Raw genomic sequence first — 15,452 nt, forward strand, 5'->3', positions numbered from 1 at the left:
ACCCTACGCACGGCCTGCCGATAGATGCACCCGGACGCCACTTTGCCCCCTTCTCCCCTTGCGGGAGAAGGGCTGGGGATGAGGGGTAAGGTAATGGCCCGGCGTTGGCCTTCCCCCTGCTCCACCACCATTTGGCTGCTCATTCTGCTGCAACTGGCCTGGCTCGGCTGGTTGCTGACCTTCCCGGTGGCGCTCGATTCCGACGATGCCCTCAATTTTGCCCACGGGGTGACGCGCTTTAGCGTGCTGGAGTTCTCCCCCCACTTTCCGGGCTACCCCGCCTTTATCTGGCTGGCACGGCTGATCAATCTGCTGGTGGACGACCCGGCCCGTGCGGTGCAGTGGGCAAGCCTCTTGGGTAGCAGTTTGCTGGCGCCGCTCGCCGCCTTGCTGGCGGTCAGATTGTGGCAACGGCCAAGCCTGCTCGCCCCAGTCTGGCTGCTGGTGCTGGCCCTGCCGCTCACCCCGACGCTCGCCCTCTCCGGCCTTTCGGATGGGCCGGCGCTCGCCGCCTGGCTCGGGACGCTGCTGGCCTTGCAGCAGCGCAGAATTGCACTGGCGGGTCTGCTGCTGGGCCTTATGCTGGCACTGCGCCCCTCCTATTTTGTGCTGGCGCTGCTGCCCCTGTGGCTCGGGCTGGCGCAGCAGGGCAACCGCGTCAGGTTCGTGCTCCCCATCGTGCTGGTGGGGCTTATCAGCCTGCTGTTTGTCTGGCAAGCCGATGGCTGGGCCTATTTCAGCGAGGGGCGCCGCTTTACCGATGGCCACTTTACCCTGTGGGGCAACACGGCGGCGGCCCACGGCGATCGGCTGCTGAGCTGGGCGCGCACCTTCAACGATCAGCTCACCCCGCTTTGGCCCCCGTTGATGGGGGCTTTGCTGGTGCTGCCGCTTTGGCAAAGATCAAAAAACCACCCTGCCGCCCTCCCCCCACTCTGGACACTCTACTGGCTCGCCCTGCTGCTCTGGACCCTGTTTGGCCAGAATCCCGACAATCCCCGCCATCTGGCCCCCGTCACCCTGCTCGGTATCGTGCTGCTGGCAGGTTGGCTGCCGCGCCGTGGCGAGGGGGTGGTCGCGGTGGCCGGATTGCTGCTGCTCGGAGTAACCTTTACCCTGCCCCGTCCACCCGCCATGGTGCAGGCAGCAAGGCTCGCAGAAAAAGCGTGTCCGGCATTGGTGACCCAGTGGGGAGTGCGGCTGCTGCGGGAGACCACAGCCTTGGCCGTCACCGATGGCTGGTACAAGGGGGATGCGGCGCTGGCATTCTCTCAGGGAGCCTGCCGCCTCAGTCGCCGCCCCATCGCCGCGAACGAAATGCCCAGCGCGGTGCGCCAGCACTGGTTTGCCCCACGCTTTGCCGCCGAGCCCGGACTCTGGCTCGCCATTCCCTCGCGGCAGACAACCCATGGGGAAAGTGACAAGAAACATATAAAGAGCACAAAAATCCGCCAAGGCAACTAAAAAAGAGGGGAACAACTCGGGTACACTCACAGCGCATCCATAACAGACGAGTCTCCTTATGCGTGTAACCAGAGAGTGGCTGTGGGTTTTGTCGGTGCTGACCGGGGCCTGTGCCCTCCTGTTGCTACCATTCTGGCTGCGCGGCGGCAGTCAGGGCCATGATCTGTTTCACCACCTGCTCTCCGGTCACTTCTTTGCCGTGCAACTGTGGCAAGGTGAGCTCTATCCGCGCTGGTTGATGGAGATGAACGGCGCCTTCGGCAGCCCGGTCTTTTTCTTCTATCCCCCCCTGCCCTACTATGTGAGCGCCCTGTTCGCCGGCCCCACCCCACTGGCCCACGAGGCGATGACGCCGCTGCTCTGGAGCAGCAGCGTGGCACTCTGGCTCTCCGGCCTGTTTGCCTATCTCTGGTTGCGCCCCTTTGCCGGCCACGGACGGGCGCTGGCCGCCAGTCTGCTCTATATGGCGCTGCCCTATCATCTAGCCATCGATATCTACGCTCGCTTTGCCCTGGCGGAGAGCTGGGCCTTTGTCTGGGCACCGCTGGCACTGCTGGCGCAGGATCGCCTCTGCCGCGGCGCCCCCTCTGCGCTACTGCTGCTCGCACTGGCCGTCTTCATGCTGACGCTTTCCCATCTACCAAGCACCCTGCTCATTCTGGGCTTGCTCACCCTGCGCAGCCTGCTACTGGTCTGGCGCTACAAGGGGAGCACAGCGCTTGTCAGTGTCCCTGTCACCGCCTCCCCGCTCATTGGCACCCTGCTGGGCCAGCTCTGGGGGTTGGCGATGGCCAGCCTGTTGCTGCTGCCCGCTCTGCTGGATCAGGCGGGGATCTCCATGGAGCAGATGCGCACCGGCATGTTCGAATTTCAGCGCAACTTTCTCGATCGTTTGCCCCAAAGCCGTGATGACTGGCGCTTTCGCGGCCATCTCGCCTGGCTGACGCTGCTCACCCTGGCTCTGCTACTGGTAGCTTGGGCGGCTGCCCGCGAGCCGCGCCATCCCGAGTTGTTGCTCTGGGGGGTCATTGGCACCCTGAGCTTTCTGATGATGCTGCCACCAAGCGAGCCCCTGTGGCGCCTGCTTACTCCGTTGCAACTGGTGCAATTTCCCTGGCGCCTCAATCTGCTGCTGGTCATCGCTACCGTCGCCGTAGTGGCGCTGGGTACCCCCACCTATCGCCCGTGGCAGTGGGTCTGGTGGCTACTGCTTGCCCTCACTCTGCTCTCGCAGGGACTCTATGTACGCGAGGCGCCGCTCACCCAGGCTCCCGTAAAGAGTCAGCTCGACGGGGAGTTCGACAGCAAGCGCAGCGCCCGCGAATACCGTCCAAAGCAGGTGCCACGCGGCATGTTTGCCCCCACCCTGCTGGCCTGGAAAGAGGAATTCCAGCCCGCCATCACCAGCGACCATCAGGGGGTGAACTGGCAGATCCAGCGCTGGCAGCCTCGTCATATTGAATTGACGGTGGATGCCCCGGCGCCCGCCAAACTGATCCTGCACCAGTTTGATTACCCGGGCTGGCAAGCAAGGCTCGACCAGCGCCTGCCGCTGAGCGTCAGCAGCACCCGCAACGGGCTGGTGCAGGTCTGGGTGCCGGCCGGACAACACAGCCTCACCTTTACCCTCACCGCCCGCTGGCCGGAGCGGCTCGGGTACGCCATCTCGTCGCTGGCCTGGCTGCTCTGGCTGGGGGGAGTGATCCGCGCGGCGCGCCCCCATGACCGCAAGCGTGATCCCCAAGGTGCCTGAGCGGCCGGGCACCTCCCCCTTTTGAGGGGGTAGGAACGTCATGCCGAGCGGGGGCAAACCTGATAGACTCGCCCTTCTCCCTTTTTCAACCAAGGTTCACCAGCGGATACCCTATGCCCCACGCACAGTCCCCCCAGGCCACCATGCTCTCTCCCCGTTTCCTGTTTATCCTGCTCGGCGCTCTGGCGGGTCTGACCCCGCTGGCGGTGGATATGTATCTGCCCGCCATTCCGGCCATCGCCCGGGATCTAGCCACCAGCATCGACGGTGCCCAGCTCACCATCAGCGCCTTTCTGGGCGGTTTTGCCATCGGCCAACTCTTCTACGGCCCGCTCGCCGACAGCTATGGCCGCAAGCCGGTGATCTTGGCGGGGCTGGTGATGTTTGCCATCGCCTCGGTGGGCTGCGCCATGGCGGACTCTCTGCCCGAATTGCTGGCCTATCGGATGTTGCAGGCGGCGGGCGGCGCGGCGGGCTCTGTGGTGGTCAATGCCCTGCTGCGCGATCTGTTCGAGAAGGATGCGTTTTCCCGCGCCATGTCATTCGTCATTCTGGTGATGACGCTGGCGCCGCTGGTGGCGCCTGTGGTGGGCGGCTATATCAGTGCCCACGCCGACTGGCGGGTGATCTTCTGGCTGCTGGTGGGGATCAGCCTGCTGATCTGTCTGGTGATGCAGTGGAAAATTCAGGAGACCCTGAAACCGGAGCACCGTCAGCCCCTTAATCTGGGCCAGATCCTCAAGAACTACTGGGGGGTGCTCTCCCATCGCGGCGCCATGGGTTATGTGCTGTGCGGCTCCCTCTCCAGCTCCGGCATGTTCGCTTTCTTAAGCGGCTCCCCTTACGTCTATATCGAGTATTTCAAGGTACCGACCGAGCACTACGGCTGGCTGTTTGGCCTCAATATCCTGCTGATGATGGTGGTCACCTTCGTCAACAGCCGACTGGTGAAAGGGGTGGGCGCCGAGCGGATGCTGCAATACGGCCTGCTGGTGCTGCCCTGCGCGGGCGCCCTGCTGGTCTACAACGCCTGGAGCCAGACCGGCGGTCTGTGGGGCATCGTCATTCCGGTGGTTCTGTTTGTCGGCCATATCAGTCTGGTGGGCGCCAACGCCATGACCGGCCTGATGGGCCACTTCCCGCAATCTGCGGGCACCGCCTCGGCACTGGCGGGCACCCTGCGCTTTGGCATCGGCGCCCTGGTCGGCATTCTGGTCAACCTCAATCCGCCCCACTCGCCGCTGCCCATGGCCATCGCCATCGCCTGCTGCGGCGTGGGCTCCACCCTGAGTTACTGGCTGCTGACCGGCAAGCGAGGCGATTGATCCCCCTCCCCCCTGTCAGGAAAACGAAAGAGGCTTCCGTCAACGGAAGCCTCTTTTCGTACTGGCGCCAAGACGTTCAGAACTGGGCACTGTTGAGCCAGAGGTGCGCCCCTATGCTCACCAGATAACCGAGCAAGATGGCAGGCAGCCACTTCAGGTGGCCAAAAAAGGTATACATGCCGTGGGCCTGTCCCATCAGGGCAACACCGGCCGCAGAGCCGATGGAGAGCAGGCTGCCACCCACTCCGGCGGTCAGGGTCACCAGCAGCCACTGCCCCAGCGCCATGTCCGGGTTCATCGACAGCACGGCAAACATCACGGGAATGTTGTCGATGACGGAGGACAAGACCCCGATAAAGACGTTGGCCATGGTGGGATCCGTACCGTCATACAACCAGTGTGACACCAGCTCCAGATACCCCATAAAGCCCAGCCCACCGACACACATCACCACCCCGTAGAAGAACAGCAGGGTATCCCACTCCGCCTTGGCTACCTTGTTGAACACGTCAAATGGCACCACAGAACCCAGACTGCGCAACCGCACCTCATCACCATTGCGTTCATAGAGCGCACGCTTGCGGGCAAGGGAGCGCGGCAGCGACTTGCGCAAATAGAAGCCGAAAAACTGCAGATAACCGAGCCCCAGCATCATGCCCAGTACGGGTGGCAGATGGAGGAAACTGTGGCATAGCACCGCCGTGATGATGGTCAGCAAGAACAGCGCGACGATACGGCGGGCCCCTCGCTTGAGATCGATCACCTCGTTATCAGCCTCCGGCACATGACGCGGCACCATCAGGCTCATCAGGATGGCCGGGACCAGAAAATTGAGCAGAGAGGGAATAAGCAGGGTGAAGAACTGACCAAATTGCACCTTGCCCGCCTGCCACACCATCAGGGTGGTGATATCGCCAAAGGGACTGAACGCCCCTCCGGCGTTGGCGGCGATCACTATGTTGATGCAGGCAAGATTGACAAAACGCCGATCACCGTTGGCCACCTTCAACACCACGGCGCACATCAAGAGCGCTGTGGTCAGGTTGTCTGCCACTGGCGAGATACAAAAAGCAAGCCCGCCGGTCAACCAGAACAGGGTGCGCAAGTGAAAACCGGATCGCACCAGCCAGGCACGCAGGGCATCGAACAGCCGCCGATCCTCCATGGCGTTGATATAGGTCATCGCCACCAGCAGGAACAGCATCAGCTCGGCATATTCCAGCAGGGTATGGCGAAATGCCTGCTCGGCGACAGGGCTCATCCCCTGTTGTGCATAGGCGATACCGATCAGGATCCAGATCACCCCGGCGGCCACCAGCACGGGTTTGGACTTGCGCAGTTGCAGATACTCTTCAGCCATCACCAGGGCGTAGGCCAACACAAACAATCCGACACAAAAAAGTCCGATGGCGGAGGATGTCAACAAAACAGGGCCACTACTGGCATGGGCGGGAGGGATAAACAGGGAAAGCAGCAAAATAACAGGGGTGAGCGCAGACATGGTCTCTTCCTTTTAGAACCGTCTGGCAATCATGCTAGCACCTGGATGAAAAGAAAAATTCATCCAGGTCAATTAACGCTTAATTGGTTTGCTGTCGAAACGCGGGATTATTTCTTGCCAAAACCCGACTGCTTGAGGGTATAGCCTGTGCTGTTTTGCCAGGCATCCAGACCGCTGCGGTTATTGCCCGCCACCAGACTGGCGGCCAGACTCGGGCTGTTGAACAGCTGATCGGCGGTAAAGACAAAGCCGCCCTGACTGCGGGGCACTATGACCCCCTTCTCCAGCAGTTCGTGACGCAGCTCGATCACCGCTTCACGCAGGGAAGCGGCATCCTCGCCATTGGCGGTGGAACCAGCCAGCACCATAAAGCCCGGATTTTGCCGCTTGCCCACCGGATAACCGTGGGCCTCGGCCCCTTTGCCGTTGAAGTGGTAGAGCTCGCGCTCCCCCGGCCGATTGTCGGAGAGTGCCTTTTGCAGGGTCATCAGCTCGTTGTAGATCTCGATGGGGACGACGGCAGCCTGCTTGTTGCCCTTGCTATCGATGATAAAACTGACTTGCTTGTGTAACATCCTTGCTCATCCTGTGACCCATGGAAGCCCCTATTCTAACCACCTCGGGCAAGCGGGATCCAGCGAGGATCCACTGCTCTTTTGCCGCCTTGATCACTAACTTGCACTCTTGATCAACCGTAAGGGGTGTTGATCAATGCTGGCCGTGCTAGCGTACCAAGCATGATGAAAGCCATTGACCATCAAACGGTTATCCCATGCTGACCCTGCGCAACCTCTGCAAGAGCTTCGATAACGGCAGTGAACGACTGCCGCTGTTCCACCATCTCGATCTCGCCCTCCCTGCTGGCGAGATCACCCTGCTGCTGGGCCAAAGCGGCTGCGGCAAGTCGACCCTGCTCAATCTGATCGCCGGGCTGATTGCACCGGATGAAGGGGAGATCTGGCTGGGGGAGACCCGGATCGACAACCGCTCCCCCGACGAGCGGGCGCGCCTGCGGGGCCGCCATTTCGGCATCGTCTATCAGGATTTCAACCTGTTGCCGACCCTCAACGTGGCCGAGAATCTGGCCCTGCCTCTGGCCATCAACGGGCTGCCACCGGATGAGACAAAGATTGACCAGTTGCTGCACCGGCTCGATATGAGCCACAAGCGCCATGCCTGGCCGGAGCAGCTCTCCGGCGGTCAGCGACAGCGGGTGGCGCTGGCCCGCGCCCTTATCCATCAGCCCGGTTGGCTGCTCGCCGACGAGCCCACCGGCAGCCTCGATGAGCACAATGCCGAACAGGTGATGGCGTTGATGGTGGCGGCAGTGCGCGACACCGGCGCAGGTTTGCTGCTGGTGAGCCACAACCCGGCCTACGCCGCGCTGGCCGACAGAGTGCTGCGCCTTGAAGGGGGTCAACTTATCGAACTCAAGGGGCCCCGTCATGACTAAACAGCGACTGCGTCTGTCGGGGGCACGCTGATGCTGCCACTCAAAGCGCTGCTGCGCCTCTATCGCAGCCACCCCTGGCTGCTGTTGATGAGTCTGGCCGGGCTGGTATTGGGGGTGTCACTGGTGGTGGCCATCGAGCTGCTCAACCACAGTGCCCGCACCAACTTCGTCGCCGCCCGCAGCCAGCTGGCAGGAGAAGCCAACTACCGGCTGGCCCCTGCTGGCGGGCTGGATGAGCAGCTTTACGTGCAGCTGGTGACCAGCCAGCCCGCCCTCGATGCCATGCCCCAGCTCCATGGCTGGCTCAAGGATGAAGAGGGGCGCACCTTTCAACTGCTTGGGATGGATCTCTTCAACCCCGGCCCGCTGCGCCAGCTGTTTGGCGCCCAACCCGCGAGCGAACCCGCATTTTCCCTCCACCGTGCCGACAGCATCTGGCTGGCGGCCCCTGAAGCGGATCGCCTTGGCTGGCAAGCGGGCCAGAGCCGACGCTTTGTATTGGGCGGCAGCGATGGTACAAGCCCCCGAACCCTGACCCTGACACTGGCAGGCACCTTCGAGCCGGGCGCCGTGCCCATGGAGCGACTGCTGATAACCGACATCGGCCTCGCCCAACCGCTGCTGGGCAAAGCGGGTCGGCTCGATCGCATCGTCTTCAAGCTAAGCGAATCTGAGGCTCGCACCCTGCAGGCCACCCTGCAAACCCGTTACCCGAACCAGCCCTTGTGGCTTGAACCCATCAGCCCGGCGCTCGATGCCAGCCAGCTTGGCGATGCGCTGGCCCTTAACCTGACGGCGCTCTCATTGCTCGCCATGGCGGTGGGACTGTTTCTGGTGTTCAACGCCCAGCGATTTGTCCAGAGCGTGCGTCGCCCCCAGCTGGCCCAGTTGATCATTCTGGGGATGGGGCCGAGCCGGGTACTCCGCTGGCTCATTCTGGAGCTACTTATTCTCGCCACCATCGGCACCCTGCTCGGGGTGATGCTCGGCAGCCTGTTGGCGCTGGCACTGATGGGACAACTGACCCAGGCGCTGGCCGATCTCTATGGGCCCAACCCCATCGATCTGTTGCGCCTCTCCCCCGTGAGCCTGCTCAAGGCACTGTTGATCGGGCTGCTCGGCACGCTGGCTGCCAACCTGCCCGGCTGGTGGCAACTGCTGCGCCAATCCCCCCTCGAACTGCGAGCAGGAAACAGCCGTCCCCCCGCTCACCCGTGGCGACGGCGCGTGCTGGCCATCGCCATCCTGCTGCTGTGCGCTCTGTGCCTGTGGTTGCCGCAAACCGGTTTGACCGGTGCCCTCTTTATCGCTGGCGGCTGGCTGCTGGCCATGGCGCTCTGGCTGCCCGATGCCCTGCGCAGCCTGCTTGGCTGGTTACGACGGCGCACGGGCGGCCCGCTAACCGCCCGGCTCGGGGTGGCCGAGACCCTCTATCACCTCGATCGCACCGCTATCGCGGTGATGGCATTGCAGCTGGCCATCGCGGCGGCTATCGGCATCGGGGTCATGGTGTCGAGTTTTCGCTCCAGCGTGGAGATCTGGCTCGGCCAGCGTCTGGCCGCCGATCTCTATGTCACCGCCCCCAAGGGGGTAGCGGGCAACAAGGGCACCTTGAGCGACACAACCCTCAAGACCCTGCTCGCCAACCCGCTGGTGAGCGCCGCCTCGCGCCGCTCGGTACACCCCGCCCGCTGGCAGGGGCAGCCCATCGAGTGGGCGCAGATGGACTTTATCCCCCAGCTTAAAGCGGCCTATCCGCTGCTGGCCGGACGCTGGCCCACCCGTTCCGACGAAGTGCTGGCGAGCGAACCGCTGACGGTGCGCCTCGGGGTCAAGGTAGGCCAGACATTGGCGATCAGCGGCGAGCAGGGGCCACGGCAGTTCACCGTCACCGGTGTCTATCAGGACTACGGCAGCGACAAGGGGCAGATCCTGCACGCCTTCGAGGCGGGGGCGGTGCAATCCCTCGCCCTCTTTAGCAACGACCCCGAGCAGCTGGCCGACCGTCTGCGCGAGCGCTTTGGCGAGCAGCTCAATCTGCTCTCCGCTCCCGCCATCCACAGCGCGGCGCTCAAGGTGTTTGACCAGACCTTTGTGGTGACCGAGCTATTGAAGTTGCTGATCCTCGGCATCGCCTTTGTCGGGATCGGCTCGGCTTTTATGGTGCTGGGGCTGGCGCGCCGTGGCGAGCTGCAGACCTTGCAGAGTCTGGGCTTGAGCCCCCGTCACTGCCGCCAGCTGCTGGTGTGGCAAGGGGCTGGATTGGGGCTGCTCACTGCCCTGCTGGCCCTGCCGGTGGGGTATGGCCTCGCCTGGGTGCTGATCGAGGTGGTCAACCCACGCGCCTTTGGCTGGCGCCTCGCCTTCGAGGCCGCCCCCCTTCATGCGGTCACCGCCCTCTTGCTGGCGCCGGTCTGTGGCGCATTGGCCTCCTGGTATGCGGCAAGGAGAGTGGTATGAAACAGATCAAAGGGTGGCCGCTGGCGCTGGGTATGCTCTGGACGCTCTATAGCGGGGCTATCGCTGCCAGCGATCTGGGCGCCCTGCTCGGCGGTGGCAACGACAGCTTTAAAAAGGTGCTGCCGGGGCAAACCATTCAATTGCCGGAGGAGCACGCCGCCCACCCCGATTACCGCTCCGAGTGGTGGTATCTCACCGGCAACCTCAAGGATGAACAGGGGCGCGAATATGGCATGCAGTGGACCCTGTTTCGCCAAGGGATCGAACAAGAACTCCGCACCGGCAACCCCTGGCTCACCCCCCAGCTCTGGCTGGCCCAGTTTGCCATCACGGATCTCGACCGTGGCAGCCACCGGCAAGATGAACGGGCCAGTCGGCAGGGACCGGGACTGGCGGGAGCCAGCGGCGGCCAATATTGGCTCAGGGAGTGGCGGCTTGCCTCGCAAGGGGCGGCGCTGTTCCCCGCCACCCTCAAGGTGCAGAGCAAGATTGGCGAGCTGAACCTCACCGTCACTGCCGCCAAGCCGCTGGTGCTGCAAGGCAAGGCCGGTTACAGCGAGAAGAGCCCGGGCAACGCCTCCTTTTACTACTCCTACCCGCGCCTGCATTTGAGCGGCACCCTGATCAGCGATGGCGAGACCCGCACCGTCACAGGACAAGGGTGGTTTGATCACGAGTGGAGCAGCTCGGTATTGGCCGAGTGGCAATCGGGCTGGGACTGGTTTTCGCTCCAGTTGAACGATGGCCGCGAGCTGATGCTGTTTCGCCTGCGCACCAAATCGGGCCGCGCTAATCCCGAAAACCAGCCAGAAAACCGCTACGGTATCTTGATTGAGCGGGATGGCAGCAGCCGGGTGCTCGCCCCCGACGCGATTCGCCTTACGCCGGGCAACACCTGGCGCGGCCCCAAGGGGCAAGCGTACCCCGTTGAGTGGCAGCTAAACGCCGCCGGGATGAGCCTCACCATCAAAGCCCGTCAGCCCAATCAGGCCATGACAGGTCGCTTTGACTACTGGGAGGGTGCAGTCTCTGTCTCGGGGGATGCCAAGGGGGTCGGCTATCTGGAGATGACCGGCTATTAAGCCTGCGACCATCGCCGGTCATCCCTTATTCTGACGCTTGATTCAAAAGCAGGGCGCTATCAAGAACTCATTAAAATCCGACAACTTGGAGAGGCTTCTACTCAACAAGGGAAATCAGCGTTTGATACCCTTCGGATGAGGTCTCATGGCGTATTTGCGTATAGCACCCATGGCGACAGTATTAACCGGTTTGATTCGTTCAACTCATATGCAGCATGCACAAGGATGGCATTTATGTGGCAAGAGATCTGGCAGACCATCGTCTCCGAGTTCACCGATATTCAAGATATCAAGCAGATGACCCAGATTGTATTGCGCCTGCTGGTGGCTGGTCTGCTCGGCGGTCTATTAGGCTACGAACGTGAACAGAAAGGGAAAAGTGCCGGGATCCGCACCCATATGCTGGTCAGTATTGGCGCCGCCCTGTTCGTGCTGATCCCCCAGCAAGCTGGCGCATCAACAGCCGATCTGACACGGGTGTTGCAGGGGCTCACTGCCGGGGTGGGATTTCTGGGGGCTGGCACCATCATTCTGGGCACCCGACAAACAGAAACCAAGGGGCTGACCACGGCCGCCGGTATCTGGGTCACCGCCGCCATCGGCATTGCCGCGGGTATGGGCCGAGAGTCCACCGCGGTGCTCGCCACCCTGATCGCGCTGTTTATTCTGACCATCGTGCCTTGGCTGCTGGGGATCAAAAAAGAGGGCCGTGAGTAATCCTCACTGGCCCCCCACTGACTGCGGCCCTCTGCAGATACCGGCCACTCGGGTGGTCGGTCTGCTCGATGACCCGAAATCCATAGCCCTTATAACAGGGCATAACCGTGATATCGCCCAGCCACTTCCGTCACTTGGCACCAGTCGTCAAGGATGCCTTGTTTATTTATTGAACACCCCTCATTCACTCAACCCGCTGTCAACTTGGCTCAAGTCTGATCCCAGTCAAAAAACCTTTCAAAATCCGAGCGATAAATAACTTTTATCTCACTTTGATTGGTCAGCGTTTGATACCCTACTAATCCGGTCCGGACCATGTAGCCACTAAACAGATCAGATATGTCTATGGTTCACTCTCGTTCAATCAGACCAAAGGAAGAATCGTGAGTACCGAGTATCCAGAGTTTTTTTACAAATACCGCCCTATTGATAGTAATGGCAATTTTCAAGATGATTATGCCATTGATGCCTTGATAAAAAATAAAGCTATCTTTTCCAGTAGGACTAATTTCAATGATCTTTTTGACTCTAAAATAGAGTTAATAAAACCTACACCATTCCAGTTAAAAGAAATAATGGTGCGAGTAAACAAGCATGAAAGAAATTTCATAAGAAAGCTAATTCATAATGGAGAGTTTACCTATGCAGGGATTGAATTTATTCAGGAATTAGAAAGTAAGTTCAATAAATTAATAGATAGCTATGCTTTTTATTGTATATCCAGCACACCTACTAGTAATCTAATGTGGTCACACTACGCGAACTCTCATAAGGGATTTTGTATAGAATTCAAATCAAAGTTTATGCCAGCGGAGAAAGTAATATATCAAGATAAAATCCCAAAATTAAACATAACTGAGATATTTCTTTCCAGCTTAAACTTAATAAATGGTGAAGATGTAGGCATGCATATATGGCAATGCCTAAGAACAAAACTTATTGAATGGAATTACGAGTCTGAGTATAGGTTTCAAGCTAATAACTCCATGGGTAGAATACCCGCTGATAAACAGTTTATTATTATGCCCTACAATCCAGATTTTGTAGAATCAGTTATTTTTGGTTGTCGTATGCAACCTGATGCTAAACAATTCATAATTGATCAAATGCCTTCAGATACAAAATTTAAGCAAGCAGTTGAACGAGTTAGTTGCATTGAAATTTTAAAATTTAATTATCATACTGATTTATAATTAATAATTGCGATACGGTTAACTTTTAAGATGTTAACTTTTAAGATGTTAACTTTCATTATTTCCCTAAAAGGCTTTAAATGGATGGACTTTCAAATAAATTATATCGCAGACTGTGCAACAGCAGTTGCTGCTGTAATTGCTGCAATTAGTCTTGGAATAAGTGCTTATCAAACTCATCTCTCACGTAGGATCGCAGAAACAGCTTTTGAAGACTCTATTGATCAACAGTATCGGGATCTAGCCAAAGAAATTCCAGTTGATGTTTTAATTGACAATTGCAGTTTAGTTAGTGACGATATAAGGGAAATCATTTTCAACTATTTAGATCTTTGCAATCAACAGATTTATCTCCGAGCAAAAGGAAGAATTGGTAAAGAACGCTGGGAAAGCTGGTGCGATGGCATACAAGAAAATCTACGCAAAGTTGCTTTCCATTCAGTTTGGAATGAGGTTAAAGAAAGAGCCTCTTTTTCATATCTCGAGCGTTTAGATAAGGAAGACTATAAAAATGACCCTATCAATTGGAAGTAAATAAAAAACTATAAAATATGCTATATCAAGCACCTAATTCTCTAGTGATTTGTGATTGTGCTACCACAATTAATAATAAGCCAAGCTAAAGTCGTTGCACAGTGGGCACTGCACAAGTGTATATCAGGGACAATAGGCTACTTCCTCCCGCCCCCCAGCGATTGAATAAATGCCAGCGTACGACGATTAAACTGCTCCGGCTGCTCCACATTACAGACATGGCCACACTGTTCAATAACCGCCAGCGAGGAGCTGGCATCGCGGGCCACCTGTTCGCGCACCGGTGCCAGAAACATATGATCCTCCTCCCCCATCACATAGAGGGTGGGAATGGGCAGGGAACGTTCGCGGAAGTAACGCATCAGCGGGTTAACCTCGGTGGCGAGGCGGAACCAGCGCTTGAACTCTTTCTGGCAGAGCTTGCGGGCCTCGCGCACAAAGAGGTTGCGCGACTCCTGATGGTGCTGGCGCGGCATGATGATGAAGGCAAACAGCCGGTAGAGCCACATATAGGGCAGGAAGTGCTGGCCGAGTCGGCCCAGCTGTACCAGCACCCGCGAGCGGATATCGAGCCGCAAAATGGCTCCCCCCAGTACCATGCTTTTCACGCGCTCCGGGCAGAGCTCGGCCAGATGGCGAATAAGGATGGTGCCAAGGGAGATGCCGACAAAGTGGGCGCGGCGGATATCGAGATGATCGAGCAGTCGAACGATATCTTCGGTCACTTCCCGAAAGCTGTAGTGGCCCTTGACCACCTGCTGCAGCTGGTGGGACTGGCCGTGGCCGCGCAAGTCCAGCAGCAGCACGTTGAAGTGCTCGCGATAGGCGCGCAGCTGCTTGAACCAGATGGAGGAGCTGCCACCGGCGCCGTGGACAAACACCACCCAATCCCGCTCGGGACCCAGTTCGAAAGTCTTGTGATACAACATCCAATAGGCTCCCTTGGTGATGGGGGGTATACTCGGCTGCGCGCATATTAACAGAACAGGCCCGCCGATAGATATGCGCCTGACATGACCCGGATCACCCCTTGCGCGAGAACTTTCCATGGATTTGACCCGTTTGCGCCACTTTCTGCTGACCCTGCCGGGCGCCACCGAAGATACCCCGTTTGGCCCGGAGATCCTGGTTTACCGCATCGCGGGCAAGATGTTCGCGCTGGTGGATTGGCAGGCCGAGCCGCTCACCATCAACCTCAAATGCGAGCCCGAGCTGGCGTTGCTGCTGCGCGAGATCCACCCCGAGGTCAAACCGGGCTGGCATATGAACAAGCAACACTGGAACACAGTGACCCTGAACAGCACCTTGCCGGATGATCTGTGGCAGGGCTGGGTGCACCACTCCTATGAGCGGGTTGTCGCGGGTCTGCCCAAAGCCAAACGGCCACAGGCGCCGCGCCCCCTCTCCACCACTGACGACCCAACCTTATGACGCCAGCACTTAATCCAGCACTTTGTATTGTTCCCCTTGGCGAGGCACATATCCCTGCTCTCGTGACCCTGTTTGAGCAGGCGGTGCGATGCTGCGGCCCCGAGCACTACAGCGCCGAGCAGGTGGAGCAGTGGGCCCTCGGTTCACAACATCCGGGCTTTGTCAGCCAGCTGCGCGAGCACCACGGCTGGGTGGCGGAGCAGGCAAATGTGCCCCTCGGGTTTGTCACCCTGAGCCCCGATGGCCACCTCAGTCTGCTCTATGTCAGCGCCGACCATCAGCGCCAGGGACTGGGCAATCTGCTGCTCACCACGGCGCTCGCGGGGGCCAGAGGGCTCGGTATGACCCTCATCACCACCGAGGCCAGCGCCTTCAGTTATGAGCTATTTTTACGACATGGCTTTACGTTGACCGGGCTGGAGTGCGTGGAGCGGGGCGGAGTCAGTTTTACTCGCCATCGCCTGCACTGCTGCTTGCCAAGCTAGGGCAAGCCACTAAAATACGCTTAATTTTCGTATTGTTACTGTATTGAGGCAGCA

General features: G+C 59.2%; 14 protein-coding genes. 11 read left to right on the forward strand and 3 right to left on the reverse strand.

Going from position 1 to position 15,452, the window contains the following annotated elements; translation table 11 throughout:
* Positions 1 to 93 precede the first annotated feature (93 nt).
* The 3 genes from I6L41_RS08160 to I6L41_RS08170 all read left to right on the forward strand — a co-directional run bounded on the left by I6L41_RS08160 (position 94) and on the right by I6L41_RS08170 (position 4,542).
* Positions 94 to 1,464, forward strand: a complete 1,371-nt coding sequence (locus tag I6L41_RS08160; RefSeq protein WP_216963271.1) for a hypothetical protein — start codon at positions 94 to 96, stop codon at positions 1,462 to 1,464.
* A 58-nt stretch (positions 1,465 to 1,522) separates the two neighbouring features.
* Complete coding sequence (locus I6L41_RS08165; protein ID WP_216963274.1) at positions 1,523 to 3,217, forward strand: hypothetical protein; 1,695 nt, start codon at positions 1,523 to 1,525, stop codon at positions 3,215 to 3,217.
* Positions 3,218 to 3,330: 113 nt separating this feature from the next.
* A complete protein-coding gene (locus tag I6L41_RS08170; RefSeq protein ID WP_201936403.1) occupies positions 3,331 to 4,542 on the forward strand; it encodes a Bcr/CflA family multidrug efflux MFS transporter in 1,212 nt (403 codons plus the stop codon).
* Positions 4,543 to 4,618: 76 nt separating this feature from the next.
* Here I6L41_RS08170 and nhaD read toward each other — a convergent pair whose 3' ends face one another.
* Both nhaD and I6L41_RS08180 read right to left on the reverse strand, forming a co-directional pair.
* Positions 4,619 to 6,043: a sodium:proton antiporter NhaD gene (gene nhaD, locus I6L41_RS08175; protein WP_216963276.1), complete on the reverse strand. Its 1,425-nt coding sequence runs from the start codon at positions 6,041 to 6,043 to the stop codon at positions 4,619 to 4,621.
* 107 nt (positions 6,044 to 6,150) lie between these two features.
* The gene (locus tag I6L41_RS08180; RefSeq protein WP_216963280.1) at positions 6,151 to 6,618 is read right to left on the reverse strand and encodes a DUF4357 domain-containing protein; all 468 of its coding nucleotides are present in this window, start codon (positions 6,616 to 6,618) and stop codon (positions 6,151 to 6,153) included.
* Positions 6,619 to 6,815: 197 nt separating this feature from the next.
* Here I6L41_RS08180 and I6L41_RS08185 point away from each other — a divergent pair, with 197 nt between their 5' ends.
* The 6 genes from I6L41_RS08185 to I6L41_RS08210 all read left to right on the forward strand — a co-directional run bounded on the left by I6L41_RS08185 (position 6,816) and on the right by I6L41_RS08210 (position 13,482).
* Positions 6,816 to 7,496: an ABC transporter ATP-binding protein gene (locus I6L41_RS08185; protein WP_216963283.1), complete on the forward strand. Its 681-nt coding sequence runs from the start codon at positions 6,816 to 6,818 to the stop codon at positions 7,494 to 7,496.
* Between the two features lie 30 nt (positions 7,497 to 7,526).
* On the forward strand, positions 7,527 to 9,956 hold the full coding sequence (locus I6L41_RS08190) for an FtsX-like permease family protein (protein ID WP_216963286.1): 2,430 nt from the start codon (positions 7,527 to 7,529) through the stop codon (positions 9,954 to 9,956).
* Positions 9,957 to 9,988: 32 nt separating this feature from the next.
* Entirely contained in the window at positions 9,989 to 11,038 is a 1,050-nt protein-coding gene (locus I6L41_RS08195; RefSeq protein ID WP_216963887.1) for a lipocalin-like domain-containing protein, read from the forward strand.
* A 234-nt stretch (positions 11,039 to 11,272) separates the two neighbouring features.
* Positions 11,273 to 11,755 (forward strand): MgtC/SapB family protein, encoded by a 483-nt coding sequence (locus I6L41_RS08200; protein WP_170872271.1) that lies wholly within the window; start codon positions 11,273 to 11,275, stop codon positions 11,753 to 11,755.
* A gap of 383 nt (positions 11,756 to 12,138) precedes the next feature.
* Positions 12,139 to 12,948, forward strand: a complete 810-nt coding sequence (locus tag I6L41_RS08205; RefSeq protein ID WP_216963289.1) for a DUF2971 domain-containing protein — start codon at positions 12,139 to 12,141, stop codon at positions 12,946 to 12,948.
* Positions 12,949 to 12,978: 30 nt separating this feature from the next.
* The gene (locus I6L41_RS08210) at positions 12,979 to 13,482 is read left to right on the forward strand and encodes a hypothetical protein (protein ID WP_216963292.1); all 504 of its coding nucleotides are present in this window, start codon (positions 12,979 to 12,981) and stop codon (positions 13,480 to 13,482) included.
* Between the two features lie 137 nt (positions 13,483 to 13,619).
* On the opposite strand, the gene I6L41_RS08215 is transcribed toward I6L41_RS08210, so the two are convergent.
* Positions 13,620 to 14,411, reverse strand: coding sequence for an alpha/beta fold hydrolase (locus I6L41_RS08215; protein ID WP_005333728.1), 792 nt, complete (start codon positions 14,409 to 14,411; stop codon positions 13,620 to 13,622).
* Between the two features lie 118 nt (positions 14,412 to 14,529).
* Here I6L41_RS08215 and I6L41_RS08220 point away from each other — a divergent pair, with 118 nt between their 5' ends.
* A complete protein-coding gene (locus I6L41_RS08220) occupies positions 14,530 to 14,913 on the forward strand; it encodes an MmcQ/YjbR family DNA-binding protein (protein WP_216963296.1) in 384 nt (127 codons plus the stop codon).
* Complete coding sequence (locus I6L41_RS08225) at positions 14,910 to 15,398, forward strand: GNAT family N-acetyltransferase (RefSeq protein ID WP_139732325.1); 489 nt, start codon at positions 14,910 to 14,912, stop codon at positions 15,396 to 15,398. The genes I6L41_RS08220 and I6L41_RS08225 overlap by 4 nt, the downstream gene beginning before the upstream one ends.
* Positions 15,399 to 15,452: the final 54 nt, after the last annotated feature.

The organism is Aeromonas sp. FDAARGOS 1411, assembly GCF_019047125.1.
GTDB lineage: Bacteria > Pseudomonadota > Gammaproteobacteria > Enterobacterales > Aeromonadaceae > Aeromonas > Aeromonas veronii.

What these genes read in the sequence shown, in the direction of transcription:
- I6L41_RS08180 (WP_216963280.1), bottom strand. Translation starts at nt 6,618, where the DNA reads ATGTTACACAAGCAAGTCAGTTTTATCATCGATAGCAAGGGCAACAAG.
- nhaD (WP_216963276.1), bottom strand. Translation starts at nt 6,043, where the DNA reads ATGTCTGCGCTCACCCCTGTTATTTTGCTGCTTTCCCTGTTTATCCCT.
- I6L41_RS08190 (WP_216963286.1), top strand. Translation starts at nt 7,527, where the DNA reads ATGCTGCCACTCAAAGCGCTGCTGCGCCTCTATCGCAGCCACCCCTGG.
- I6L41_RS08170 (WP_201936403.1), top strand. Translation starts at nt 3,331, where the DNA reads ATGCCCCACGCACAGTCCCCCCAGGCCACCATGCTCTCTCCCCGTTTC.
- I6L41_RS08185 (WP_216963283.1), top strand. Translation starts at nt 6,816, where the DNA reads ATGCTGACCCTGCGCAACCTCTGCAAGAGCTTCGATAACGGCAGTGAA.
- I6L41_RS08210 (WP_216963292.1), top strand. Translation starts at nt 12,979, where the DNA reads ATGTTAACTTTTAAGATGTTAACTTTCATTATTTCCCTAAAAGGCTTT.
- I6L41_RS08165 (WP_216963274.1), top strand. Translation starts at nt 1,523, where the DNA reads ATGCGTGTAACCAGAGAGTGGCTGTGGGTTTTGTCGGTGCTGACCGGG.
- I6L41_RS08215 (WP_005333728.1), bottom strand. Translation starts at nt 14,411, where the DNA reads ATGTTGTATCACAAGACTTTCGAACTGGGTCCCGAGCGGGATTGGGTG.
- I6L41_RS08225 (WP_139732325.1), top strand. Translation starts at nt 14,910, where the DNA reads ATGACGCCAGCACTTAATCCAGCACTTTGTATTGTTCCCCTTGGCGAG.
- I6L41_RS08220 (WP_216963296.1), top strand. Translation starts at nt 14,530, where the DNA reads ATGGATTTGACCCGTTTGCGCCACTTTCTGCTGACCCTGCCGGGCGCC.
- I6L41_RS08200 (WP_170872271.1), top strand. Translation starts at nt 11,273, where the DNA reads ATGTGGCAAGAGATCTGGCAGACCATCGTCTCCGAGTTCACCGATATT.
- I6L41_RS08160 (WP_216963271.1), top strand. Translation starts at nt 94, where the DNA reads ATGGCCCGGCGTTGGCCTTCCCCCTGCTCCACCACCATTTGGCTGCTC.
- I6L41_RS08195 (WP_216963887.1), top strand. Translation starts at nt 9,989, where the DNA reads ATGCTCTGGACGCTCTATAGCGGGGCTATCGCTGCCAGCGATCTGGGC.